The 24092-nt window shown below is 52.8% G+C and carries 22 protein-coding genes and 1 other RNA gene; 7 read left to right on the top strand and 16 right to left on the bottom strand.

The features are described 5' to 3' along the window. Positions 1-45 precede the first annotated feature (45 nt). Together J2I46_RS04070 and J2I46_RS04065 are read right to left on the bottom strand one after the other, a co-directional pair. Complete coding sequence (locus J2I46_RS04070; protein WP_207327647.1) at positions 46-381, bottom strand: type II toxin-antitoxin system RelE/ParE family toxin; 336 nt, start codon at positions 379-381, stop codon at positions 46-48. Continuing rightward, positions 371-595 (bottom strand): hypothetical protein, encoded by a 225-nt coding sequence (locus J2I46_RS04065; RefSeq protein ID WP_207327646.1) that lies wholly within the window; start codon positions 593-595, stop codon positions 371-373. Before J2I46_RS04065 ends, J2I46_RS04070 begins: the two co-directional genes overlap by 11 nt. 196 nt (positions 596-791) lie before the next feature. Here J2I46_RS04065 and J2I46_RS04060 point away from each other — a divergent pair, with 196 nt between their 5' ends. Beyond that, the gene (locus J2I46_RS04060) at positions 792-1475 is read left to right on the top strand and encodes a DUF4136 domain-containing protein (protein WP_207327645.1); all 684 of its coding nucleotides are present in this window, start codon (positions 792-794) and stop codon (positions 1473-1475) included. A 9-nt stretch (positions 1476-1484) separates the two neighbouring features. Continuing rightward, on the top strand, positions 1485-2183 hold the full coding sequence (locus tag J2I46_RS04055; RefSeq protein ID WP_207327644.1) for a porin family protein: 699 nt from the start codon (positions 1485-1487) through the stop codon (positions 2181-2183). A 103-nt stretch (positions 2184-2286) separates the two neighbouring features. Here the strand turns inward: J2I46_RS04055 and J2I46_RS04050 are convergent, their stop codons facing one another. Together J2I46_RS04050 and rpsU are read right to left on the bottom strand one after the other, a co-directional pair. After that, positions 2287-3210 carry a tyrosine-type recombinase/integrase gene (locus J2I46_RS04050; protein WP_207327643.1) on the bottom strand — a complete coding sequence of 308 codons (924 nt, stop codon included), beginning with the start codon at positions 3208-3210 and terminating at the stop codon, positions 2287-2289. 99 nt (positions 3211-3309) lie between these two features. Continuing rightward, entirely contained in the window at positions 3310-3507 is a 198-nt protein-coding gene (gene rpsU, locus J2I46_RS04045; RefSeq protein WP_085413261.1) for a 30S ribosomal protein S21, read from the bottom strand. 58 nt (positions 3508-3565) lie between these two features. Between rpsU and J2I46_RS04040 the strand changes: the two genes are divergently transcribed. Continuing rightward, on the top strand, positions 3566-4516 hold the full coding sequence (locus tag J2I46_RS04040; RefSeq protein ID WP_207327642.1) for a Ppx/GppA phosphatase family protein: 951 nt from the start codon (positions 3566-3568) through the stop codon (positions 4514-4516). Between the two features lie 89 nt (positions 4517-4605). Here the strand turns inward: J2I46_RS04040 and J2I46_RS04035 are convergent, their stop codons facing one another. Further along, entirely contained in the window at positions 4606-5247 is a 642-nt protein-coding gene (locus tag J2I46_RS04035) for a hypothetical protein (protein WP_207327641.1), read from the bottom strand. Between the two features lie 355 nt (positions 5248-5602). Between J2I46_RS04035 and ssrA the strand changes: the two genes are divergently transcribed. Next, positions 5603-5976: a transfer-messenger RNA gene (gene ssrA / locus J2I46_RS04030) on the top strand. Between the two features lie 111 nt (positions 5977-6087). Here ssrA and J2I46_RS04025 read toward each other — a convergent pair. Together J2I46_RS04025 and J2I46_RS04020 are read right to left on the bottom strand one after the other, a co-directional pair. Next, positions 6088-6936 (bottom strand): M12 family metallopeptidase, encoded by an 849-nt coding sequence (locus J2I46_RS04025; RefSeq protein ID WP_207327640.1) that lies wholly within the window; start codon positions 6934-6936, stop codon positions 6088-6090. Between the two features lie 524 nt (positions 6937-7460). Beyond that, on the bottom strand, positions 7461-8180 hold the full coding sequence (locus J2I46_RS04020) for an RNA polymerase sigma factor (protein WP_207327639.1): 720 nt from the start codon (positions 8178-8180) through the stop codon (positions 7461-7463). A gap of 784 nt (positions 8181-8964) precedes the next feature. Here J2I46_RS04020 and J2I46_RS04015 point away from each other — a divergent pair. Both J2I46_RS04015 and J2I46_RS04010 read left to right on the top strand, forming a co-directional pair. Next, positions 8965-10662: a fatty acid--CoA ligase gene (locus J2I46_RS04015; protein ID WP_207327638.1), complete on the top strand. Its 1698-nt coding sequence runs from the start codon at positions 8965-8967 to the stop codon at positions 10660-10662. Positions 10663-10754: 92 nt separating this feature from the next. Beyond that, entirely contained in the window at positions 10755-11243 is a 489-nt protein-coding gene (locus tag J2I46_RS04010; RefSeq protein WP_207327637.1) for a metallophosphoesterase family protein, read from the top strand. A 7-nt stretch (positions 11244-11250) separates the two neighbouring features. Here J2I46_RS04010 and J2I46_RS04005 read toward each other — a convergent pair whose 3' ends face one another. Then, on the bottom strand, positions 11251-11424 hold the full coding sequence (locus J2I46_RS04005) for a hypothetical protein (RefSeq protein ID WP_207327635.1): 174 nt from the start codon (positions 11422-11424) through the stop codon (positions 11251-11253). Positions 11425-11626: 202 nt separating this feature from the next. On the opposite strand from J2I46_RS04005, the gene J2I46_RS04000 reads away from it, so the two are divergent. Beyond that, complete coding sequence (locus J2I46_RS04000; protein ID WP_207327633.1) at positions 11627-12238, top strand: class I SAM-dependent methyltransferase; 612 nt, start codon at positions 11627-11629, stop codon at positions 12236-12238. A gap of 5 nt (positions 12239-12243) precedes the next feature. On the opposite strand, the gene J2I46_RS03995 is transcribed toward J2I46_RS04000, so the two are convergent. From J2I46_RS03995 to J2I46_RS03960, 8 genes are all read right to left on the bottom strand, one after another. Then, positions 12244-12987, bottom strand: a complete 744-nt coding sequence (locus tag J2I46_RS03995; protein ID WP_207327631.1) for a hypothetical protein — start codon at positions 12985-12987, stop codon at positions 12244-12246. Positions 12988-12999: 12 nt separating this feature from the next. Continuing rightward, positions 13000-13572, bottom strand: coding sequence for a phosphatase PAP2 family protein (locus J2I46_RS03990; RefSeq protein ID WP_207327630.1), 573 nt, complete (start codon positions 13570-13572; stop codon positions 13000-13002). A gap of 32 nt (positions 13573-13604) precedes the next feature. Further along, positions 13605-14477 (bottom strand): FHA domain-containing protein, encoded by an 873-nt coding sequence (locus J2I46_RS03985; RefSeq protein WP_207327629.1) that lies wholly within the window; start codon positions 14475-14477, stop codon positions 13605-13607. A 94-nt stretch (positions 14478-14571) separates the two neighbouring features. Continuing rightward, positions 14572-18546, bottom strand: coding sequence for an FtsW/RodA/SpoVE family cell cycle protein (locus J2I46_RS03980; RefSeq protein WP_207327628.1), 3975 nt, complete (start codon positions 18544-18546; stop codon positions 14572-14574). A 70-nt stretch (positions 18547-18616) separates the two neighbouring features. Continuing rightward, positions 18617-19912, bottom strand: a complete 1296-nt coding sequence (locus J2I46_RS03975; protein WP_207327627.1) for a serine/threonine-protein kinase — start codon at positions 19910-19912, stop codon at positions 18617-18619. Between the two features lie 6 nt (positions 19913-19918). Next, on the bottom strand, positions 19919-21544 hold the full coding sequence (locus J2I46_RS03970; protein WP_207327626.1) for a serine/threonine-protein kinase: 1626 nt from the start codon (positions 21542-21544) through the stop codon (positions 19919-19921). Between the two features lie 3 nt (positions 21545-21547). Continuing rightward, positions 21548-22630, bottom strand: coding sequence for a PP2C family protein-serine/threonine phosphatase (locus tag J2I46_RS03965; RefSeq protein WP_207327625.1), 1083 nt, complete (start codon positions 22628-22630; stop codon positions 21548-21550). A 220-nt stretch (positions 22631-22850) separates the two neighbouring features. After that, positions 22851-23873 (bottom strand): FHA domain-containing protein, encoded by a 1023-nt coding sequence (locus tag J2I46_RS03960; RefSeq protein ID WP_207327624.1) that lies wholly within the window; start codon positions 23871-23873, stop codon positions 22851-22853. Positions 23874-24092: the final 219 nt, after the last annotated feature.

The raw sequence follows: 24092 nt of genomic DNA, 5'->3' as shown, positions 1-24092 counted from the left end.
ATAAACTAGATCGCGTAAGTACGAGTAACTTTAGCTGAAGGAACGTTATTTCATTTCTTGTATCCAAGAGATCAATTCCTTTAACTCGCTATCATTGAGTGATGAACGTTCGGATTTATCATAAATTGACAGGAGATATACTTCACTGTCAGCGCTATAAACGCAGGTGATCACTCTGGCTCCACCAGCCTTGCCTTTACTCTTACTTGCGATAGCGAGCCGAATTTTGTAGCAGTCGTTTCCCAACGAAGTGCCTTGAGTTGGCTCTGTTTGAAGCCGCTCGATTAGTTGTAGTATCTCCTTTTTTAAAGAAGGGTACTTTTTAATAAGCCGCTTCGCCTGACGCTGAAAGGGCAAGATTGGTATTACCTCAATGCTCATTGAGTTCATTCAGGAAGTCATCTAGCGAAGGTTTGGCTAGTTTTCCCTGCTTTATTTGTTTCATCTGGTCGAACGCTTCTAGCAGTTCCTGACGGTGAAGGTTCTCAGATTCATCAGGTAAGTCTAGCTGCTTGCGTATAGAATCCCACTCCTTGATTGGAATGAATACCCCTGTCACATTCCCTTGATGGTCTGCCAAATATTGAAGATTCATGGTTATAGGTTGTTGAGGCTTATCACTAAACGTAGGTACGTTGTCGCCATAAAGATACAGCTTCTTCTTAACCCTATAAGGTTATGAAAGTCGTATAGGTTTCCAACTAATTAGAATTCAATTAGGGAGCAGATCGACTCAAACTAATGCACTACTCTATACGTTTTATAGACAGTAAACAACCAACGTTTTATCTATGAATAGGCAAGGAGTATGGCGGCGACCCAGTCGGGTCGTGGCTATTGCGGCTGTAGCGCTAGGCCTGGCTACCGGACTGACGGCCTGCAACAGCACCGCTACGAATGACCTGAGTCCCCAAGACTCAAATGTGATTATCACTAACTACGATCGGCAAGCCGATTTCAGCCAATACAAGACGTTTAGCCTGCCCGATTCAGTCATTGTGGAGTCGAACGACAGCTATGGCCAGTCGGCGCAACCAACCGAACAGCGTTTTGTATCGCGGGTGGCGACTGAGCTGACGAACCGGGGTTACACACGGGTTACCGCTGGCCAGCCGGCCGATCTGGGCGTGGCTATTACCCGGGTCGATAATGTCTACACTGGGGTTACAACCAATCCGTATGCCGGTTATTACGGGAATTACTGGGGCTATGGGTATGGCGGCTTCGGTGGTTTGTATGCACCAAACTATTACCAGTACTACCAGGTGGCCGATCAGTTCTGGCGGATCCAATTGGTTGATCTGAAGAACCGGCCAATCACCACGCCCAATACCGATCCGAATGCGCCGCAAAATCAATTGCGCGTGATCTATCAGGCCGAGGTACGTGGTAATGGCATCTTTGATGACAACGCCGTTGATCAACTTATCGCCGATACGTTTGCTCAGTCAACGTACCTGCGTCCAACCCGTTAAGACTCACCTATGAAACTCACTCATCTGTTAACGGCTTCCATGCTGTTGACCTCTTCGCTGACCTGGGCGCAAATTCAGCCCCAGCCCGGCAATCCTGATTATGGTAAAGGTGATGAACGAAATACGTTCAACCTGATCCAGCAATCGACCTACAACAGGTACGTTACGTTCAACGGCGCCGTGAAATACGGCGTCGGTCTGCCAATGGGTACGTCGCGCAACTACATCGACAAGCTTTCACCAACGAATGTGCTGGCAACGATGGAGTGGCAGTTTCCCCAGCAATTCTCACTTGGGCTGCAAACGGGTTATCAGTATAGCCAGCAACGACTGCCCAGGGCGGTGTATCAGGTTGGTGACGAATCCATTTCGGCGGTACAAACCCGTACGCTGACGATCACACCCGTGATGGCCACGGCGGCTTATTATTTCACGGATCCGGCGGCGGCCATTCGGCCCTACGTGCAGATCGCAGGTGGTGGTGCCTTTGTGAACTACACTAATTTCTACGGTACGCTGTCTGATGCTGACAAAAAATTTGCCGGAGCCATTGCGCCGGCCATCGGTCTGAAAGTGTTTGGCAAACGGGAAGGTGGGCTTGGCGGCGAAATCCAGGCCCAGTACCAGAACGTGTTCTACAAGTACAATGAAATCAACAACGCCCAGAACCTGATGCTCTCCGCCGGGTTAACGTTCCGGTTCTATTGAGAAATGCGCTTTAAGTTTCAGGTTTCAAGTTTCAAGGGCTCCGCTGATCTACCATCTGGTTTATTAGCGGAGCACTTGAAACTTGAAACCTGCCACTTAAACCTTATTTCCCTCCCTTTGGATGGGCCTGGTCGTGGGCTTTTTTGAGTTGGTCCAGACTTGTGTGGGTGTAGATCTGGGTAGCGGCCAGGCTGCTGTGGCCCAGTAAATCTTTGATAGCGTTTAAGTCGGCCCCCCGGTTGAGCAGATGCGTGGCAAACGTATGGCGCAACACGTGGGGGCTTTTCTTTTCCAGTGTAGTCACCAGCGAAAGGTACTTGTTCACAATCCGCTGAATCAGCACCGGGTAGGCCGCAATGCCTTTATCACTGACGATCAGGCTACCTGGATCAGCTTTTCCGTCGAAGAAAATCGCTTTTTGCTGCTGGTACTGGCCAATCAACTCGAAAAGCGGCGGCGTGAGGGGGACAATCCGATGCTTGTTTCGTTTGCCCAGCACGGTAATGGTTCGGTCGTAGTGGTTAATGTCGCCCGGCTTCAGACCGGTCAGTTCGCTGAGGCGGATGCCGGTGCCGTAAAGCAGCTCGAGCACCAGTTTATCGCGCAGGCCAATGAAATCATCGGGGAAATCAACGTCGTCGAGCAGGGTAGCCATTGGCTTTTCTTCCACGAATGTCGGCAACTTCTTGCTCATCTTCAGTGCCACGATCTTCTGCATCGGATCGGCACTGATCTGCTGGCGACGAAGCAGATAGCCGTAGAAACTGCGCAACGTAGCAATTTTCCTGTTTACTGTGGATTTATCGAGTTTGGCTTCGACCAGGTATACAATCCAGGCGCGGATCAGCAGGTGATCTGCCTGCCGGGCTAACGTACCCGGGTGGTGTTCCTGCAAGAATTCGGTGAACTGAAGCAGGTCATTTTCGTAGGCAACCAGGGTGTGGTGGCTCAGCCGCTTTTCGTAGCGGATATGCTGTAAAAAATCAGAACCGGAATCTGCCGGCGGTAGAGGAGGAACGGGCTGCATAGGAATAGAACGAAGATACGTATCTATTCATGAAACCTGGTAATCCTGTACTGCCGGAAAATTCCGGTTCAAACAACGGGCGTCAATCAAACCGATCGACTACTGCTGCGTGTGATTGCCGTACATTTTTTCTTTGTAGGCAGCGCGAATGACATCCTTACGACGGCTGATCGAAGGCTTCTGGAAAGCAGTACGTGAGCGTAATGAACGCAACACCCCTGTTTTCTCGAATTTCTTCTTGAACCGCTTCAGGGCTTTGTCAATCGACTCGTTTTCTTTTACGTTAATGATAATCATGTAATACCGGTATTTTTGTGTTTTGCAAAACGGACTGCAAAGATAGCAAATCTGCTACATGAAACAAGCGGTGATCGACCTCGGAACCAACACGTTCCACCTGATGATTGTTCAAAAAAATGCCGATTCTACCCGCAACGGAGCGTATCAGACGCTCTTTCGCGAAAGCAGACCTGCCAAAATTGGCCGTTCATCGTCGGGTGGAGGAGGAATAACCCAACGCATCATCACCGATGACGCCATTGAGCGCGCCCTGAGTGTTCTTACTTACTTTATGGAAGTGCTCGATGAATACCAGATCAATCCGGCCGATGTGGCTGTTTACGGCACCAGCGCCATTCGGGTAGCGCAGAATCAACAGGCGTTTATCGACCGTATCGGGCAGAAGACGGGCCTTCAAATCCGCGTTCTTTCGGGCGACGAAGAGGCGGGCCTTATTTATCAGGGCGTACGCTCGTCGGGGGCCATTCCGGCAGGCGCCACAGTCATGGTGATGGACATTGGGGGCGGCAGTGTTGAGTTCATCATCGGAAACGACAGCAGGATCTTCTGGAAACAAAGCTTCGAAATCGGTGGACAGCGACTGATGGAACGGTTTATGGGGGAGGCTGACGTCATCAGTGCCGCGTCGGTAAACCGCATGCAGACGTTCTTTCAGGAACAGCTATTACCGCTGACAAACGCCGTACACCAGTATCAGCCCACTGTGCTCGTGGGCTCGTCGGGCTCGTTCGATACGCTCGTGGATATGTATTATCACGAACAGTCAGGTACGTGGCCGCCCGCCGGGCAGGCCGCCTTTACCCTGCCCATTGCCGATTTCTATCACTTCTACCAACTCCTGATCGAGCGGAATCACGCCCAGCGCATGGCATTACCCGGTATGATCGAACTGCGCGTAGACATGATCGTTGTGGCCGTTTGTCTGATCGATTTTGTCTTGCGTTCCTACGGTATCCAGACCATTCAGGTGTCGACCTACGCGCTGAAAGAAGGAGCACTGGTATGATTTACGAGTTACGAAGTACGAGTTATTGCTTTCGCACTACTTGTGATCAGCGTAAACTAACGCGAAAGCAATAACTCGTATTTCGTAAGTCAGTTTGGCGAGTAGTGCTGAAGGTACGATACCAGCCGGTCGAAGTTCATGGCTTCGTACGCGTTCTGCGATTGGCGGGTGAGCTGGTGCCGGTACAGATCGATTAATCCCAGGAAGTGCGGGTTATGCGTCAGGCTGGCAACGGTCAGGCCTTTATAGCAGCGGAATGTCTGGTTGTACACAAATGGACAAGGCTGCGCGGGATTGTCGTTCAGGATCGTATCCAACGTACCCAGCGACATCGAATTCTCGATCAGGTCGAAACCCGTTTCTTCGAAGAAGTCAGTAATCTGGGCACATACACTATCCAGTTCACTGTCGGTGCGAATACTGAAGCGCGGCGGGTTTACCTGTTTATACTTGCCAATCGAAATAAGCAGCGTATTGGCATCAGGGCGGAAGTCGGTAAGAGTAGGCAGAAACTGCTGGGCAATCTGCTCAACCTGCTCATTGCGGCAGCCGAAGTTAACGTCGAGCAGGGTAGTAGGCCCGTAATAGGAGGGCGACAGAATGATGTTCTGAAAACCGGTTGGGGTGACTTTGCGAAACTGCTTTTTCTCAGGAAGCAGGGCAAAGTCATGCTGCCCGAAGAATCGGGCTAACTGCCGGTACAGGCTCGTTTCAAAAGGCGTCAAAGTCATGGCCCTGGCAGAACCCGCTGGTTCCAATAGCAAGCGTTGTACGGGTATAGTCCCTTTGAATTATCTACTGCCAAGTTAACTCATTTTAAACGAAACTGTTTCAGCACTAAGATGGAAACGAATAACGGGTTGCAGATAGCTACATTGTTTATTTAGTACGTTGATAATCAGAGGCCGATTGGCGAAACATTTCCCGAACCCGTTCAGCTTTCTGCGTCTGTCGGGCAGAGCCGGGCGGCCAGTTGGGGCTAACGTGGCAACCGGTAGATAAACAGTTGATACACCGATCTTGATCTGACAGCACCAACGGCTGAAACTTTCAGCATATAGGGCTGGTTATACAGATACATTACCTGGGGGCGACTGGAATTGACAGCTTGCCGAAAGTGCGTGTAAGCATGCCGGGAGTTGACGGTATTTCCCGACCCGAACAAATCGTCAAAACAATAACTGGCGAATATAACTACGCCATGGCTGCTTAATCCGGAGGATTTAGCAAATGCCATCGTCTCCCCGACCTACGTGCTGCCGGTTGGATCAGGAGGCGTCGACTCGCAGCGCTGGCTTCGATAATCATTGTGACAAGGAGCGAGACAAAACAATGTACGGTTGTCAATAGGCCAGTTGTGAGCCAGTTGCCCGCCCGACAATTCCAATCACAACTAAGCATGTAGAAAGCGCGACGCTTTCCTTGACTGGACCAGGGTTCAAATCCCTGCGTCTCCACTAGGAAAAGATAAACCCGTTGATAGTCAACGGGTTTTCTTGTTTTGTAAGTATGGTTTCAGTAGCACTAGTGTCGTTTCAAACACCAGAAGGTACTTCTCCAAACTGACCGCCCTAGGGATACATCGTCCGCACGGTTGCCCGATCAAGTGCCGAGAGCGAATCGCGCTGACTCGTGAAGGTAGATCCGTCTTTTTTGGTGATGGTTGGCAAGCCGTTTGCCGAGAAGCTCCAGGAGTGGTACATCATCACCGAATTGAAATCGAACCCGCCAGGCTGATCAAAGCCATCTTTATTCTGCTGTAAATAGGTCTGGAAATCTGACTCGTAGCCGGGCAGAATGTTTTGCGTCAAAATCGTGATAGAATTGTCGCGATCGGCCCGGCTGTGCTCGTGATACAGGCCAACCGTGTGGCCGATTTCGTGAATTGTGTTCCCTGTCGTGCACCAGTCGGCCAGAGTAATAAACTGCTGTCCACCCAGCCGCCCCACATACGACGAGCAACCACTGCCAGGCTTGAAAGTAACGTAGCTGTACTGCGTTGTTCGTACCACAAAGCGAATAGCCGTGTTGGCTTGCCAATGAGCAATGGCTGCCATAACACGATCCTGGTAAGGCAGGGCCGGGTCAATGGTGTAGTAAACGGTCTTTCCTGTCCAGCGTAGGCTTTTCAGCGTTCTGCCCGCGCCCTCTGAAGCATGATCTGCATCGGATAAATCGCCGCTGGCCAATAGTATGTCGCCCTGATAAACGGATTCTCCATTGATGGATTGATAAACAATCGGCTGCCCCCGATACGTACCTGAACGAACTTTGCCAGTCTGAAGGGGGTAAGCTATTTCAAGCAGCGGACTGTCTTTCAGACGGGGAGCCAACTGGCTGGATTGTTTGTCGGCTGAACAACCAAACAGACTCAAAATTACCAGCGCCGTTGCTGGAAGGGATAATTTTAAGTATTTCATGAGTTGTAGATAAGTATAAAAACTAAGTAACACGAATGGGTATAATGCAATTGCCGGGCCAGATATGAAAAAGACCGGATGTTTTAAGAATACTAACGGTACTACGTATACGTTGGTAGGAACGCCTACCTGGCAAAGGCCGTTAGGGTTAGCTGGAGTTAGCGCAATAAACGGATCATGATTGCAGCTTATTAACGTATCAGCTACGACAATTAAAACAAGACGTGCAACCATCTATAAACAACAACTCAACATGCTCTATAAGCTAATCGGAAAATTTGGGGTAGGTAAGTACGAACGAAGCTGAAAGAATATACTATGGTTTGTTTGCTGTTACAGTCTGTTCTTACTATCCAGTCTGTCTTTATTATTAAAAATGACTGGTGCTATTCGAACGTTCTGTCAATGGTATTACAAAAATTAGTTAGCGATATAACCAATACGCCGAATAAATATTTTTAGTGGATTACATACTTAATTGTGCGTATGTGGCTTATTTCATACATAAGCTATGAATGATCTATTTACAGACAGCTTTGTTGGTAGATCATACATCCCAGGCAGTACTTAATAATTGGTTGACACAGATAGTTTAGCGAACTACCTGTTGTGAAAATTATACTGAATTGCTGTCCGGATAGGGTGAAGAAGAGCGCAACTGCTTGAATGAGGCGTTCAGAAAGCAGGATGCGGATAGTTTTTAAGGTTCGGTATAATAAATTACAGACAGCCTGATAGTTTAACACCATGATCTCCGCAATTGCCCGATTATCAAAACTATAGTAATACTTCAAAAATATGATCTCCTGTTGCCTTTTCGTTAGCCTGGCTATGGCGTGGCGAGTACTGATAATTTGCCACTCAATTAATTCATTTTCAATGATTTGATCTTCTATGGAAGGTGCCAGACTAAGTTCGTAGAGCATATCTAGCGATGCGTATGTGTATTTCTTATGGTAGGAGAGCAAGCGGTGGCGTAATGCTTTCATTAAATACATTTTCACACTGCCTGTCTCAGAAACTGATGCTGGCTTCTCTAGGAAATCGCTGAACAAGTCGTGGAGACAATCTTTTACAACGTCACTATCGGAAGTAAATTTACGTCCATATGCGTATAGTTTTTTACTATGACGTTCGTAAATTTCAGAGAGAGCATCCTGGTCGCCTTGTCGAAATTTACTCCATAATTGTTCGTCAGAAGGTGGAGACAGTATTGCCTCTACTGTACGGTATACGTGTAACATAATGATGTTAATAGACGGTGGTGGGTACGAAGAAAAATAAATGACTGGTTTATATACGTTGCCAGAACAAAATTGATGTGTTCTACGCAAGCATAAAAGTAAATAATTGGTTCGTATGTAAGTAACCCTGTGAAAAAAAAATCGTTTTATTTACGAACAGAACGGCGATAATATCAGTCTAAAGTGAATGGGTTGATATATCTGCTTTTAGTACTAATGTTTGTCTTGTATTATTTTGGGTTAGTGCAAATTAACTGCCAATATTATGCATTGACAGAATGAAATCTTCACAGTTGAAAAAATGCAATTCTGCCGGCAATTCTGTGAGTACAGAAAATCGTTGATCAGCTGGGATAGTCAACTGGTTCACGTTAAGTGGCCAGTAAGTTGGTACGAAGCGGTGATCACACTGATTAACCGAAAATAGGGTTTCAGTAAAGCAAATCGACACCTGTATCGAACTTTCAGCACGCTGGTGTATGAGCATATACGCTACAAATATGAACAAATGACTATAATAACAATGACTGTTTTATTTAACGGTATTTATACTGAGGAAATATAATGTTACTTTAAAGTAAATATAAACAATAAATACTCATCGTCAGAGGGTCTCTCGAAAGTATTGTTTTACGGCCGTTGGTGATCAACTATGAACTGGTGCAATGAATTGCCGCTATTGTCATTATAGACAGTAGCTTGACGAAAAATGAGTTAATTTAGCCCGGCCAGATTGGGCAATTGACCCCCTTATCTCTAACATAGCCATAACCAGTAGTTACGTATGTCTGTTCGTCTAATTCCCCGGGTTGCGGCGGCTCATGAACCGCCCATGTTGATAAAAAATCTGCTTCGCCAGTCGAATCGATATGAGCCAAACCGGGAGATCGTGTATCGGAACCTGTTCAGGATGACCTACACGACTTTTAACGAGCGGGTGCAACGCCTGGCCAATGCATTAACCGATTTGGGTGTTCAGGCGGGAGACACCGTTGCGGTCATGGACTGGGATAGCCACCGGTATCTGGAAGCTTTTTTTGCTGTGCCTTGCCTGGGGGCGGTGCTCCACACGATCAACGTTCGGCTTTCTCCGTTTCAAATCCTGTACACAATAAATCACGCCGCCGACAAGGTCATTCTGGTCCATGAGGATTTTCTGCCTTTGCTCGACGGAATCCGTTCGCAGCTGACGACTGTGGAAACGGTGATTGTGCTGAGCGATTCGGTGTATGATGCGGCCACAAAGCAGATAAACACGGCTACGTTTACGGCTCCTGACAATACGGCGGGTGAATACGAAACCCTGCTAGAAAAGGCGTCAGGTACGTTCGATTTCCCTGATTTCGACGAAAACGCGCTGGCTACTACGTTTTATACTACCGGAACAACGGGACATCCGAAGGGCGTATATTTTTCGCACCGCCAGTTGTTTATGCATACTATGGGCCTGTGTACGTATGTGTGTGGCTATCAGGCGGTTTCTTTTCAGTCAACCACAGACGTTTACATGCCAATCACGCCCATGTTCCACGTCCACGCCTGGGGATTTCCGTATCTGGCCACCATGCTGTCGGCGCGGCAGGTATATCCGGGGAAATATGAACCGGAGATGCTGCTGAAACTGATTCTGACTGAAGGCGTCACGTTTTCGCATTGTGTTCCTACGATCCTGAATATGCTGGTGAGCAGTCCGGCAGCGGTGCAATTCCGCGAGCAGTTAAGTCGCTGGAAAGTGATCATCGGCGGGTCTGCGCTAACAAAAGGTCTGGCTACAGCGGCAATGAAAATGGGCATTCGGGTATATCAGGGCTATGGTATGTCAGAAACAGCCCCGATCATGGCCGTATCGTATTTGAACGATCAGGAGCGGACGCTTCCGATCGACGAGCAGGTGCCGTTGCTTACCCAGGCCGGGCGCATTGCTCCGTTTGTGGAAATGCGGTTGATGGATGAACTGGGTAATTTTATGCCCCACGATGGCGAAGCTGTTGGCGAGGTTGTTGCGCGCGGCCCCTGGCTGACGCAGGGCTACTGGCAGGAACCTGAGCGGGGCAGTGAACTCTGGCGCGATGGCTGGTTGCATACCGGTGACGTGGCCAGTATCACACCCGATAACTGGGTGCACATTGCCGACCGCACCAAAGACGTTATTAAAACGGGAGGCGAATGGGTATCGTCGCTGGAAATCGAAGATTTGCTTTCGCAGGTAGAGGGTGTTGCTGAAGTGGCCGTCATTGGCCTTCCCGACGAAAAATGGGGCGAACGCCCACACGCCATCATTGTGCCTAAACCCGATTATAAGGAAACCCTGCAGCCTGATATGGTGAAAGCGGCCCTTCAGGCACGGGTAGACCGGGGTGAATTGAACAAATGGTACGTACCTGACCGAGTCATATTCGTGTCTGAGATTCCGAAGACCAGCGTTGGTAAACTGGACAAGAAACGGATGCGTGCAGAGATGAAAGAAGAAATCATGAAATAATGCTCAAATTATACGTTATGGAGACCGCGCCCGTACGTTGACGGGCAGTGGCACGTCGGCAATTCATCGCACATTGTAATGCATCAATCCTTATGACCCGGATCGGGCTCATCTCCGATACACACAGCTACCTGGACCCGGCTGTGTTTACACATTTTGCCGATTGTACGGAAATCTGGCATGCAGGCGATGTTGGCGCTCCTGAGGTGGCCCAACAACTCGCCGCCTTTCGGCCGTTGCGTATCGTTAGCGGCAATATTGATTCAGAGCGTGATTATCCGGCCAATCTACGATTTGAACTGGAGGGGTTCTCTGTCTGGATTACGCACATTGGGGGAGCTCCTCCGCGCTACAACCCAACTGTGCGGCCATTGCTTCAGACCAACACACCCGACCTGTTCATTTGCGGGCATTCACACATTCTGAAGGTGGTGCGTGATCCAAAGCTAACCAATATGCTGTACCTCAACCCCGGCGCAGCCGGGAAGACTGGGTTTCATTTGCAACGTACCTGCCTTCGCTTCACACTCGCTGACAAGCGGATCAGCGATATGCAGGTGATTGAACTGGGCAAACGTTGAGGAGGGGCTAGACGCGCCTCGTCACGTTGCCTCCAAACGGTTGCCCGACCCGGCTCAGGGCTTCAAAGGTGTCGGCGTTTGCGTTAATAAAAGGGGCAACAATCAGTCTGATGGTTGTCCAGAATGAGACCGGCTGAGTAGCGTGATGTTTTTGATTAATTGTTGTGCGAATGGATTGCATGAAATTGTTAGTTCGTTGACAATGAGGTATCTATCCTGAATCTGTTGGATACCCGTTACCACTTATAGAACGAAATTGACTTTTAAAAAGATTCGTTTTATTGAAAAAGTACAATTTGTTCCCATGTCAACCCTTCGTTTTCGGGTATAATACCATAGATTCTTTATCCGATTCTCTCTTTCTGGATACGTTTTTGCGCCCGATGACTTTCGATTCTGTTGCCCCTTTCTATGATCTGCTGGCTCAACTGATGTTCGGCCGGGCATTGATTCGGGCGCAGCAATGGGGAATTGAGCAGGTACGTTTGGGTGGCCGGGTATTGCTGTTAGGCGGCGGAACCGGCATCACACTGCCCTCCCTGCTGGCCCAACAGCCAGGCCATATTCTATACGTAGAAGCGTCGGCTGCGATGATGGCCAAAGCCAGGCAACGTACCCAGCCCGGCGCACCAGTCACCTTCCTTATCGGAACAGAAGCGGGTATTGCTGAACAAGAGCAGTTCGATTGCATCCTGCTTCCGTTTGTGCTGGATATTTACCCTGCTGAGACGCTGCAAGTACAGATGTTGCCCAAGCTACTTAGTCACCTCAAACCCAACGGACAGCTGATTGTCACAGACTTTGCCCGCCCCAACGCCTGCTGGCAACGGGCGTACATGTGGCTCATGCTCCGCTTCTTCACGTTCACCGCTGGCATACCCGTGCAGAAATGGACCAACTGGCCCGATGCGCTGCTGACAGCCGGTCTTGTTGAAACAAGGAAACAAGTATTTCGGGGTGGTCAGGTACGTTCCGGTTGCTGGGTACGTAATTGAGTGACTTACACCAGCAACGCCGACAGGGCTTCATGTACGTCGTCGAGTGGGCCGATATCGTACCACTCATCGCCCCCTACGTCCAGGTAGTGGCCATCGCGCTTCGGGGGCTTGGCAGTGCCTTCGCCGGGGATGTAGTCATGGGCAAATACGACACCCATGAGTGTCCGAAGCTGCTCCCAGGGAAGGGCACTGTGTGTTTCCTGCCCCTTCTGGATGGTGATCAGCTTAACGGTCCGGGTGGCGAACTGAGCCTGTAGATGCACTTCCGAATCGCCGCTTCGCTGGAAACTGAGATAACTCAGCTCAAACGGTTTTTCTTTCCCTCCGGCTTCGTAAATCGCCTGGATAAGTTCCTGAATAGCATACAGAAACGGTTCAGCCTGCGTTGGCGTACCAACCATCGGATCATCGTAGCCGGTATCGATGGTCACTTCCAGGAAATCGTCTTTCTCACCCAGCTTCGTTTCATCAAACGGCCCCAGTTTGGTGGTCGACACAATAGAATGCACAACGGGTAACCAGGCTGCTCCGAGTTTTCCCGACCACGCGAAATCGTCGTTCAGGGTAAAGCCTTCACCGGTAATGTCTTCTTCGTCAAGTTCTTCCCGATCAGTATAGGTAATGGAGAAGTCGATATACAGCCCACTCATCCCGGCGGGTCGGGCTGTTAGTTCGTAGAAATGGGTATAGGGTGCCGGAATCATCCCGGCTGATTGGAAGCGAATGGAAAGTGAGACGAACGACATTAGTCGATGAGGTTAGCGGCGGGGCAATTGTGCAGCACCCGCCAGCGTGTGGTACAAAGATACAGCACCGGTAGCCGCCAACGTACCTATACCGGCTCCGGCCAGCACGTCGAGCGGATAATGGGCACCCACGTAGATACGGCTATAGGAGACCACGGCGGCCCACAGAAACAGCCAGCGCAGGTGAGTTAACTGCTGCCCGAACAGTAGCCACAGGCACATGGCCAGTGCAAAGGTGTTGGCCGCATGTGACGAAGCGAAGCCAAACAGGCCGCCACAGGGTATGACGGGGTGAATCAGTGGTTGCAGGGCTACCTCATGGCAGGGGCGGAGCCGAAGGGTAAGCGGCTTGAGCACTGACGAACAAACCTGATCGCCGATGGCCACGGCCAGGGCCAGCGTTACGACCAGCCCCACGGCCCGCCAGCCAAAACGCCGGCCTAGCCAGATCACCAGCAACAAGTAGAACGGAATCCAGGTATTTCGTTCGGTAACCAACACCATGACGGGGTCGAGCCAGGGGGTGTGGAGACCGTTTAGAACGAGGAAGAAGGTTGTATCGAGCTGATTGAGGGCATCGCGCATGGTGGCGCAAAGATAGTAGTTGCAGAAGCCGCTCAAATCGACTCCAGAAGCAGTTTAGCCTCGCCGCCTAATTCGATCTGGTCACCGGGCGAGAGGGTATAGCCAACGCCGGGCAGGTCGGCACGCTCAACGGTATCGTCGGCGCGGAGGATTTTGGTTTTATTTCCGTTCGCCGGTAAACCGCCTGCATCAGCCATGAGGCGATACCGACGCGTAGCTGCGTCATAGCGGATCGTGGCGTGCTGACGGCTGACACTGCTGTTTGGTTCGCCACGTTCAGTGTCGAAACCCGTCTCGGCTGAATCCAGAAAAGCAATGTCATTTGTTCTGACACGCCCGGAGGCCGTTTCAACGGATTTGCCCCTACCGATGCGGAATTCAGTTTGCTGGGCAGGGTCCAGAATATAGAAGGTTTGGGTTGTTTGGCCGCGCAACGTCCGAATGCGGATTTTCAGTGGTTTTTCAGTCGCGGGGCGAATGACTTCCAACCCCAGATTTCCCTGTTTGTACGTACAGTAGGCTGGCAGTTCGTCGCGGACAAACTGCCAGTTGAACGTCCAGTCGGGAGCCAGTCGAATGTACTGATCGGCCAGATGACGGCTTAATTCATTGCGGAAGTGGCCTGGTTGAGCAGCATACAATGCCACCGACAGATGGTCTTCTTCGGCCGTGTCCAGGCAACGTACCCAGAGTGTCAGTCCCGTTGGCAGCCCGTCGGTTTCGCTGGAATAAGCAGACAGCTTTTCCACGATAAACCGGTACAGATTCTCGCGCTGCCGTGGGGTCGTTGGCATACCCGACGAACTCGGCGCAGGTACGTTCGTTGCCGGGCTGGCGGGCGCCTGCGGATCGGCCGGGTACGTACCCAGCCCAAATAGCTGTTTTAGCGTATCGATGAAAGCCATAGTCGATGAACAAGTATCAATGAAGAATTATTGATGAACAATTAACCATTTCAGTGTGGGTGTAGCTACACTACCCGGTGTTAATTGTTCATTGTCAGAATGAGCCCAGATAACCACGTTCTTTCAGAATCGGGGCGATCAGGGTGTTGGCTAATTTAACGGCATCGGCCGAGGATTCGCCCAGTTCAATGCGTACGCAGGTAACCGTGTGGGAGCGGCCATTGGGCGTGGGCGCAAAAAAGACGTACCAGCCGTCGTTGCGTTTTTCGCCCATCACGATCCGTTCGGGAGTTCCGGTTTTACCCGCCACCTTGCTGACGCTGATTTTGGCTCGCCCGCCCGGATTCGACTGTTCGATCATGAAATCGCGGATCAGGTCGGCGGCAGGCTGTTGAGTGAGCGGTACACCTTTAGCCAGCGGTACGTTCTTCCCGGCCCGGCGCAGTACGAACCGAGAGGGTTGCATAATGCCCCTGTTGGCTACAGCGCCCGCCATTCTGGCTAAACCAGCTGGCGTAGTGGTAAGTTGACCCTGCCCCCAGGCCAAGCCAGAAAACTCACTCCGATACCGCCGGGGGTAAACCAGGCTTTTGTACAGATTACGGCGGACCACAAACGAGGAATCGTGCCAGTGTTTCAGAATGCGGGCCTCGTCGGTGGCCGAGCGGGTGTCGGCAAAGGAGTAACCACCCACATAATCGACGTTCATGCCGGTGCTCAGATACAGTTTGGCCAGTTCATTATCCAGCGAATACTCGTTGGCAATGCGAATAAAATACACGTTGCTCGACCGCACGATCGCCTGCCGCATATCGACCCGCCCGCCGCAGGGTTCACTTTCGGTTTTGCCACGCCGGATAATCTCGCCACAGCTAATCGGGAACGTCACGTCGGCCCCGGCCATGCCCAGTTTATTGAGCGCTGCCGTTGCCGTCATGATCTTGGCGGTTGATCCGGGCGCGGTTGGGTACGTCATTGCCAGGTCACGTTCCGTGGTCAGGTAAGGGAGTTGCATCCGTTCGCGGTCGGGCATGGCTAATTCGTCGGGGCGCTGTAGATTGGGTAGCGGATACATCGCCGAAGCCAGTACCTCGCCCGAAGCAGCGTCCAGAACTGCCACTGACAGTCGTTTGTCGTTATAATCAGATTGGGCCAGGGCCTTCTGAATATCAACCTGTAATGCGGCATCGATGCTCAACTGCAAGTCCCGGTTCCGGGCTTTGTGTTCTTCTACCACCCGCCCGTCGATCCCCGATCTAACGGCCGGAGCCAGTTCGCGGTAGTCGTAGAGGGGTAAGGTCAGTGCCCGATTGATGGCCGGTGTGAAGCGGTCGGCTTTATAACGGGTGGTAAGCAGCGTATTCTGACGGGGGTGATTATCGAAACCGCGCAGGTCGCTGAGGTGAGCGGCTTCGGCGAAATAGCCATTCTGCTGCCCCCAGAACAGCCGCGTGTTGGCATCGCCGACCATGTAGAAAAGCTGCTCACCGAACGGATAAAAACGCTGTAAGCGCCTGGTGGTTAGTTTGGTGACGTTGGCGGCATCCAGCCCTGCCTGCCGGAGTTGCGGCATATTGCGGCGTACTGAATCGGGCGAACTAGTCGCCAGAATTCGTCCGCTCCGGTCATATAACGTACCTGCGGCGAGGGCATCTGTAATTCGGTTAATGCGTGGATTATAACTGTATACGGGTAAGCCATCCCGACTAAGCACCCGGCTGGGCCTGACAATGTAGTCGGCCCAGTTTAACAGCGATACTTCGCCCGCCCGGCCTACCAACACCAGCGAGCCAATTAGGAAACCGGCAATACCCGTGGCCAGAACGGGGTCATAATGCTGGTCCAGGTACGTATGCTGTACCGCCTGACCCGGTCGGCTGGCGATGGAGAATACCACGCCCATTGCCGTGAGATTGATGATGAGCGACACGTTTCCGTAGCTCAGAAAAGGCACCGAAATGCCGGTAAGCGGCACCAGGCCGAGCGACCCGCCGGCAATGAGCAGGAACTGAACGCCCGTTGCCAGGGCAATACCCGCGCAGAGGTAAAAACTGAACGGTTGGCCCGCCCGGCGCGCATGAAGCAAAATCCGGTGCAGGAGCATGAAGAGCAACAGGCAAACAGACACCAGCCCCACCCAGCCAAGCTCCTCGGCCAGACTGGGCAGAATCATGTCGGTATGGGCGGCGGGCATGGCCGTAGCAAAGCCTTTACCCAACCCTTGACCGGTCCAGCCGCCGGTTGCCAGGGTCCAGAAGCTGTGCGCCAGGTGATCGCCGCCGTAGACATCGTTGTTCCAGGGGCTGAGCCACATCGCCTTCCGGTCGGCCAGTCGGTCGCCCACAACGGGAATCTGATCGCCGAAGGCAAAAGCGGCAAGTACCAGCACCAACAACACCGGGCCTTCGGCCAGCAGGGCCAGCCAGCCGGTGGATGTGGCGGTGCGGGCGTGCCCTTTCCAGATAAGCAGGCCAATGGCACCCACCAGGCCGACAAGCGTAGCGGGCAAACCGTGCAACTGCCAGAGCGCAACTCCATACACCAGGCCGGCCATGAGCGTGATACCCAGCGTTTGACGGGCGATGGTGTAAAAAAGGAGGAACGTGAACCCGATAACCAGGGCCGGACCCATATCGCCGAGCAGCAGGTAAAGGCCCATGAGCACGCCCGTTCCGATGAACACGCCGATGCTGATACGCCACCGCCAGCGCAGATCGGGCAGGGTGCGGAGTTGCTCTTCGTTGGCCGCAAAAAAGCCCGCCAGAAAGAGTAACATCAGGTATTTAGTCAGTTCGCTGGGTTGAAACAACAGCCCGCCGATTCGTAGGTTTACCCGTACGCCACTGCCCTCCGGCCCCGTTCCAAAGGCCAGTGTCAGCCCCGCCAGCCCAAAAGCGAGCAGGAGCCAGGTCCAGCCGGTGAGGCGGAAAATAGACTTTCGGCGGAAGTTGGCCAACGGATCGAACCACCAGCGGGTGTAGAATTTGCCGATGTTTAGTTGCGAAACGAGGGTCAGCCCGGCTAACCCCAGCCCAACGCCGAGCACGGCCTGACCGCCGTAAAACGTATCCTGCAAGGGGTCCTGAATGGCTAACAGCGTCAGCACGGAAATGCCCGTCAGCAGCATCAGAATGGGTAACAGAAGCGGGTCGGACTGAAAATGACGAATTGTCCAGATCAGGTGCACGGCCCAGAATGCCAGAAAAAACAGGCCAACCTGTAGCCAGAAATCCAGCCGGAACTCAAGTGGTGTGCGTACCGTAAACGCATGATCGGTTTTCAACTGTCCGTAGGCCAGTGGGCCGATGAGCCGTAGGGTATGCGGACGGGCGGTGAAGGTGTAGTTCGTGGCACCGTCCAACTTCGATGTACCGCGCCTGCTGCCGAACTCGTAGCCTGGCTTCAGGGGTAAAACGCTGTAGGATCCGTCGGCTTGCAGGCCGGCAAAGGTGAAGCGTCCTTCAGCGTCGGTACGGGCGTAGGTAAAGTCGTCAGGTGAATCGTTGGCCGGGTCGCGGTTGGGGCGGTGTTGTTTCAGTTGCACCAGCACATTGGCCAGTGGTTTTCCTTCCGGCGACGAATCGAGAACCTGCCCGGCCATCTGCCCGCCTCCCGACCCTACACTGGCCGGGTACGTCTGTGGGTTATTTACTTCCCGGTTGTAGAGTACCGAATCAAAGCCGATCTGCTGCCTTGACACGCGTAGACGGCTCTGGAAATCGTTGCCACCAATCCGGCTTTGCCAGCTGAGCGGTGTTCGAATGGCAAACGCCCGTTTGTTGATGGCTCCCAGATTGTCAGGTGTGCCGTTTTGGGTGAGTTTAGCCCTGAGTGAATCGCCAATAAGGTCAATATCGCGTGAGTCGGTGAGGTAGTTCCCTTGCCGGAGTAATCGCTGAATGGCGTTGGCACCAAGGCCGGGTTGAAGGTTCAGCTTGAGGCCGGCGGTATAATCCTGCTCGGCCGCGTTGAGCAAGGGTTGTCTGTTGATGAACAACCGCGTGAATAGCGCCAGCAAGAGTGCCGTTGCCACCAGCAAATAGCCGCGTTCTGAAAAAAAGGTCTTCATGTAGTGGGTCGTTGAGTGTATGAATGATGGGATGAAGCCCCCCGTCCGGTTGGCCTGCTACGATCAATCATCACTCCGTACTGTCGGGCACCATGGTAGTATCTGAATCGATAACGGGTAATTGGCGCGAGCTTGTATCGGCAGGGGCAGGCTTCTCACTTTCCTGATTGGTAACGGTCTCTGCTTCTGGCTCATCGTCAACGGGTGCCGTTTCGGTCGAATCTGGCTCAATGGGCGTGGTGCTCGGCTGCATCAGCATCGTTGAATCGATCTGGTTTGCCGGGTTGGCGGGCGTTTCCCGGTCAGAATACAGGTAGAGGCCAGTTGCGAGGCTAATGGCTACCACAATGCCGCCAATGCCCCACCAGGTACCGCTGCTGATGCCCGAATCGTCGTCGGGTACGTAGTCATCGTGGGGAGCTTCATCGTCAACGGGCGCCGCCGCCGCCGTAACAGGCCCTGCCACTGTTTGGTGAAACGAATGGGGTGATGGCTGCCCGGACCGACCCGCTTTCAGGTGTTCAACCCGGCTTTGTTCGAGCAATAACTCCAACTGGTCGGGGTTTCGCAATCGGTTGGCTGGGTTTCGGGTTAGCAGAGCCATCAGCAACGTACCCAGACTAGGTGGTAAGGCTTGTCCGTTTGGCAGTACAGGCGTGGGGATCGGAGCTGTCAGCACCTGATTCATGAACCCGCCCAACCCGTTTTCGTGGTGCAGCACAAAGGGAACGTGGCCCGTAACACATTCGTACAGAACGGCTCCAAGTGCATAATAATCAGCGGCTTCGTCTACCTGCCGTGGATTGTCGAACTGTTCGGGAGCCGCGTATTCGTAGGTCATCAGCGACTGGCCGGTCCGGGTGCGTGCACTATCATCGGCCCGCAGTTTGGCGATGCCGAAATCGGTGAGCAGAAAGTGTAGCTCACCACTCACCAACCGGCGATACAACACGTTTTCGGGCTTTACATCGCGGTGAATCACGTGCAGCGGGTGCATGGCCCGGAACGCTTCCGTCAACTGTAAGCCAAGCCGGATTGTGGTCGGTATATCCAGATGCCCCGCCTGACGAAGCAGGCTGCGCAGATCACCGCCTTCCACAAAGTCCATCACCACATAGGGCATGGCGGCACCCAGTTGTACCTCGCGCACCCGAACTACATTGGGGTGATTGATCTGGGTCATGATCTGCGATTCGCGCTCAAACCGCCGGAGTGTATCGTCATCGGTAGCGAAGGCGTATTGCTTGATGGCAACGATATCGCCCGTGGGTACGTGCCGGGCTTTCAACACCCGCGTATTACCCCGACCCAGTTCGGCCAGCACTTCATAATCGGGAAGGTGTGTGTTAAAACTAACTGTTGGCATTGACGATCAGCGGGATAGAGGCGTTGTGGCAATACTATCGGGGTTGGCAGCGTCGGCTCGCAGAACTTCCGCCCTGAACCGGGTACCGCGCGGACTGTCGGGCGCCACCCGAACGATAGTGGCATTTGGACCAAGCTGGTTGAAATACATCACGGTCGATTTGTAAAGATCACCGCTTTCCTTGATGTATTTCACCTTGACCGCTACCTGCGTGAAGGTAATAGACGAGAGGTTCCGTAGTTGAATACTCAATCCTCTGACCCCCCCGAGCAACCCGGTTTTTCCGCCAAAAGCCTCAACGGTGAGTTGTTGAGTGGCCTGGGCAACCTGCTCTTCGTAGAGTCGCCGAGCCGCTTCGGTATGCACCTGTTTTACACTCGGTGGCAATTGACCTGTAGCGGCTGTTGAATCGGTGGTCGCAGCTGGTCCATCTTCGTCAGAGGTATCGGTCAGGGGAAGATCGTCACTACCTGCATCTTCCTGCGTTTGGGCTGGTTGAGTTGGCGTTGATGTCGTCGCGGGTGTACTGGTTGGCCGATTAAAGAACCAGTAAGCACCCAGGCTTGCCAGCAGGAGAGCCCCTACCAAGAAGGCGATGGGCAGTAAGCTGCGGCGGCGGCGGGTGGCCAACTGATCGGCTGGCCGGACCGGATGCTCATGACCAGCCGTACGTGACAGAGTAGCCGTGGCGGGAGAAGTTCCTGTTGAAGCGGGTGGTGTATAGGATTCTGTCCGGTTGACCGGTGCAGGCGGAACACTGGTTGTGGCTGGTCCATTTTCGTAGTGTAACTGCTCTACTTCAGCCTGTTTCAGCGCCAGGCGTACGCCGTCGGGGTTATGTAGTCGTTCGGCAGGGACTTTGACCAATAACTGTTTTACCAGATTCGCTAAACTGGGGGGTATCGGTTGGTTCGACGGAATAACTGGTGTGGGCGGGGGCGTGGTCAGAACGGCGTTCATAAACGTCACGATTCCGGTTTCACCCCGCATGGCGAACGGAACTTTGCCCGTCAGGCATTCGTAGAAGACAACGCCAAGCCCGTAGTAGTCAACCGCTTCGGTAACGTTGCGCGGGTTGTCGAACTGCTCGGGTGCGGCATATTCGTAGGTCATCAGCGACTGACCGGTCATTGTCACAGGCTGTTCGTGCAGGCGTGCCACGCCGAAGTCTGTCAACAGGAAATGCAGCTCGCCGCTTGCCAGCCGATGATACAGAATGTTTTCAGGCTTAACATCGCGATGAACGATTCCCTGCGCATGGATCAGCCGGAACGCGTTGATCACCTGCAACCCCAGCCGGATGGTCAGTTCAACGGATAAGCAGCCCTGCTCGGTAATCAGTTGCCGCACGTTACCACCTTCAATATAATCGAGTACAATGTAGGGCAGATCAGCTTCGAGCCGGACTTCACGCACCCGGACAATATTGGGGTGCGCCATTCGGGTCATGATCTCCGATTCGCGCTGGAACCGGCGTAATGTATCGGCATCGGTATTCAGGGCGAAATGCTTTATGGCTACCAGGTCGCCCGTAGCCAGGTGCCGGGCTTTGAGCACGCGCGCATTGCTGCGCCCAATTTCGCCCAATACGTCGTAGCCCGGAAAATTTGTGTTAAAACTAACAGTTGGCATGGTCTACCGCTTTTGACGGATTGAATCGGGTTGAGTAGTTGCATTATTGGTGCCAGACGAGTCAGAGCGAACAGGAGACAGGCCCGAGGGCGCGGCTGAGCCTGTATCGGCCGGGGGTGTTTGTACCGGGCTGGCGGGTTGTGGCGGGTCGTTCATCCGTTCCAGCTGTATCAGCCCCACCACAACCAGCATTCCTAAAACGAGCAGCCAGGGCTTCCAGGTACGTTTCGGTGCTGGTTCCCGCGTTGGGCCAGGTACGTTGGCTGGTAGCATAGTTGGCCGGTCGCGGGTACGTACCCGTTCCGGAGTTACCTTATCTGACACAGGGCCGGGCAACGGATGCTGCGCCAGCACTACCGTGATATTGTCTTGACCGCCCCGGTCATTGGCCTGCCGGATCAACTCGGCGATCTGCTCATCGGCGCCAGTAGTCTGGGTCAGAATGTCAGTTATCTCGGCGCGGGTGAGCATATCCGTCAGGCCGTCGCTGCACAGCAGCAGCAAATCGCCCGGCAAAAAATCGGTCTCATCTGATTCCAGAAAATCAGGGTCATCAACGCGGTGGGCTTCTGAGCCAACGTTACGCAGGATTTCATTGCGGCGGGGGTGGCGCATGGCTTCGCGCTCGGTCAGCTGGTTGGCATCTTCCCGAAGGCCTACAAGCGAATGGTCGTGGGTTAGCTTGTCGAGCTGCTGGTGCCGAAACCGGTACAGGCGCGTGTCGCCCACGTGCACGAAGAGTAATTTGTTGGTTGCTGCATCGGCCACCGCAGCGGTGAGCACACAACACATGCGCCCCAGCGAAGGGTCTTGCCGGCGTTGTCTGACAATCTGGTTATTGGCGTGAATCACAGCTTCGCGCAGCATGGTCAGGGTATCGCCGGTTGGCGTGGCCATGTACTGCACAATGGAGTCTTTGGCCAGGGCGGCGGCTTCTGCACCACCCGCATATCCACCAACGCCATCAATAACGACCAGAAGGGCATCTTGTGCTGACCAGAGTGGCTGGCTGATATAGGTATCCTGATTATCGTGGCGAGACCGACCGACGTCTGTCTGCCCGAAAATGGGTAATGTACTGGTCATTGGGCTGTTAGTTACTTCACATCGGCGTTCTCCTGCGTTCAGTACACGTTGGGTGCATACGTTGTAAACAACCTGCCATTTCTCAAACGGGTACTGCCCTCCCGGTAGAAGCGAAATGAATGTACTGAGTAGGCTATCTAGGCAGGTTCCGAAAGTGACGGATAAGAATCATCAGGACGAAGCCAAACAATAATAGGGCCGTAATTTGGTCGATCATCACTTATGCAATCCGTTGAAACGTTAATGTGACCACGCCATTCAGTAAAATCTGCGACGCGCTGGGCAGGTCAACCCAGTCCGGATTTCCGGGTTCACTTTTAGAGACAACCACTTCATTCAGCCGGGTTTCATGTCGGCTAAACGATGCCAGCTGAAACGCATCGGCTGCTTCATTGTACCGAATCCGGGCATGGGGGTTCGATACATAGGGCGATGCTAACCGGATGTAGTTGGTGAACAGTTCATTGTCGGGTTCTCGGCGGGCAACCACAATCTCCCGGTCTTTCATCCAATACGTTTCTTCGGTGTTCTGGTCAGCCATATAACAATCAATTCGGGCCAGTGCGTCGGGGCGAACAGGGCCTGGTGCAGGAGCGGCCGGTGCCGGTTGTGGCGCTGGCTGCACAACAGCGTCGATCTGCTCAACTACCGGATGCAGGAGCGCAGGATCGATCCGAACGGCAAAAGCACCTGGTTCGCGGAAGTCGATATGGCTGAATGCGGGTAGATTCAGATCCAGTTTGTCGTATACATTCGTGTTCTTTACCTTCCGGGTTGCCTTCAAATTGATACTTCCTGCTTTGGGGCTCAATACACTGTCATTCTCGAGCGAAGCCCCGGTCAACGAACCGATCACTTCCACATCGGCGGGGGTGATCGGCCTGTTATCAAACTCCGTGCCTGGCCCGAATTTAAAATGCCAGTGCGACGCAACCGTGACAATTCGGTTGGGGGGCTGGTTGCGTTTTTTTAGTTCTTCGCTAAACGCATTCACGGCCTCGTTGACAATAACAGGCAGTGCGGCCAGCCGTTCGGCATAACTGGCCGGATGCAGGATGACCACGTAACTGGCATCAAAAAGCAGGCTGGTGCCAATGCTTTCCCGGTTCAGTGAGGTTTCGAAACAGCGGATCAGTTCATGAAGAATCTGCTCATTCGATACCGTACGGGGTGTAGTTACCTGCCGTTTCGGTACGAGCAAATTGCCCAGCTGATCCCATATTGTGGATGGTGTTTTTTCCATTTCCCTAATAACGGGCCAATTGACGTGTTTTACATGTCATGAACACAACAGCGGGCGTTAAGTTTTCAACCGGTATTCAGCGCAGGTACGTCGGCTGGCTCTGGTAGCGCACCGCAAGGCCGCTACTGACAGAAGTAACGCGCTGATCGAAGCGACTGTGGTGAACCGTACCCTGTTCAGCATTGAGATCGGTTGATAAATCGATCTTTCATCAGGCCG

The organism is Fibrella forsythiae, from assembly GCF_017353175.1.
Taxonomy (GTDB): Bacteria; Bacteroidota; Bacteroidia; order Cytophagales; family Spirosomataceae; genus Fibrella; species Fibrella forsythiae.
Note: the sequence above shows the minus strand (reverse complement) of the source record. Positions and strands in the feature narration are given on the sequence as shown.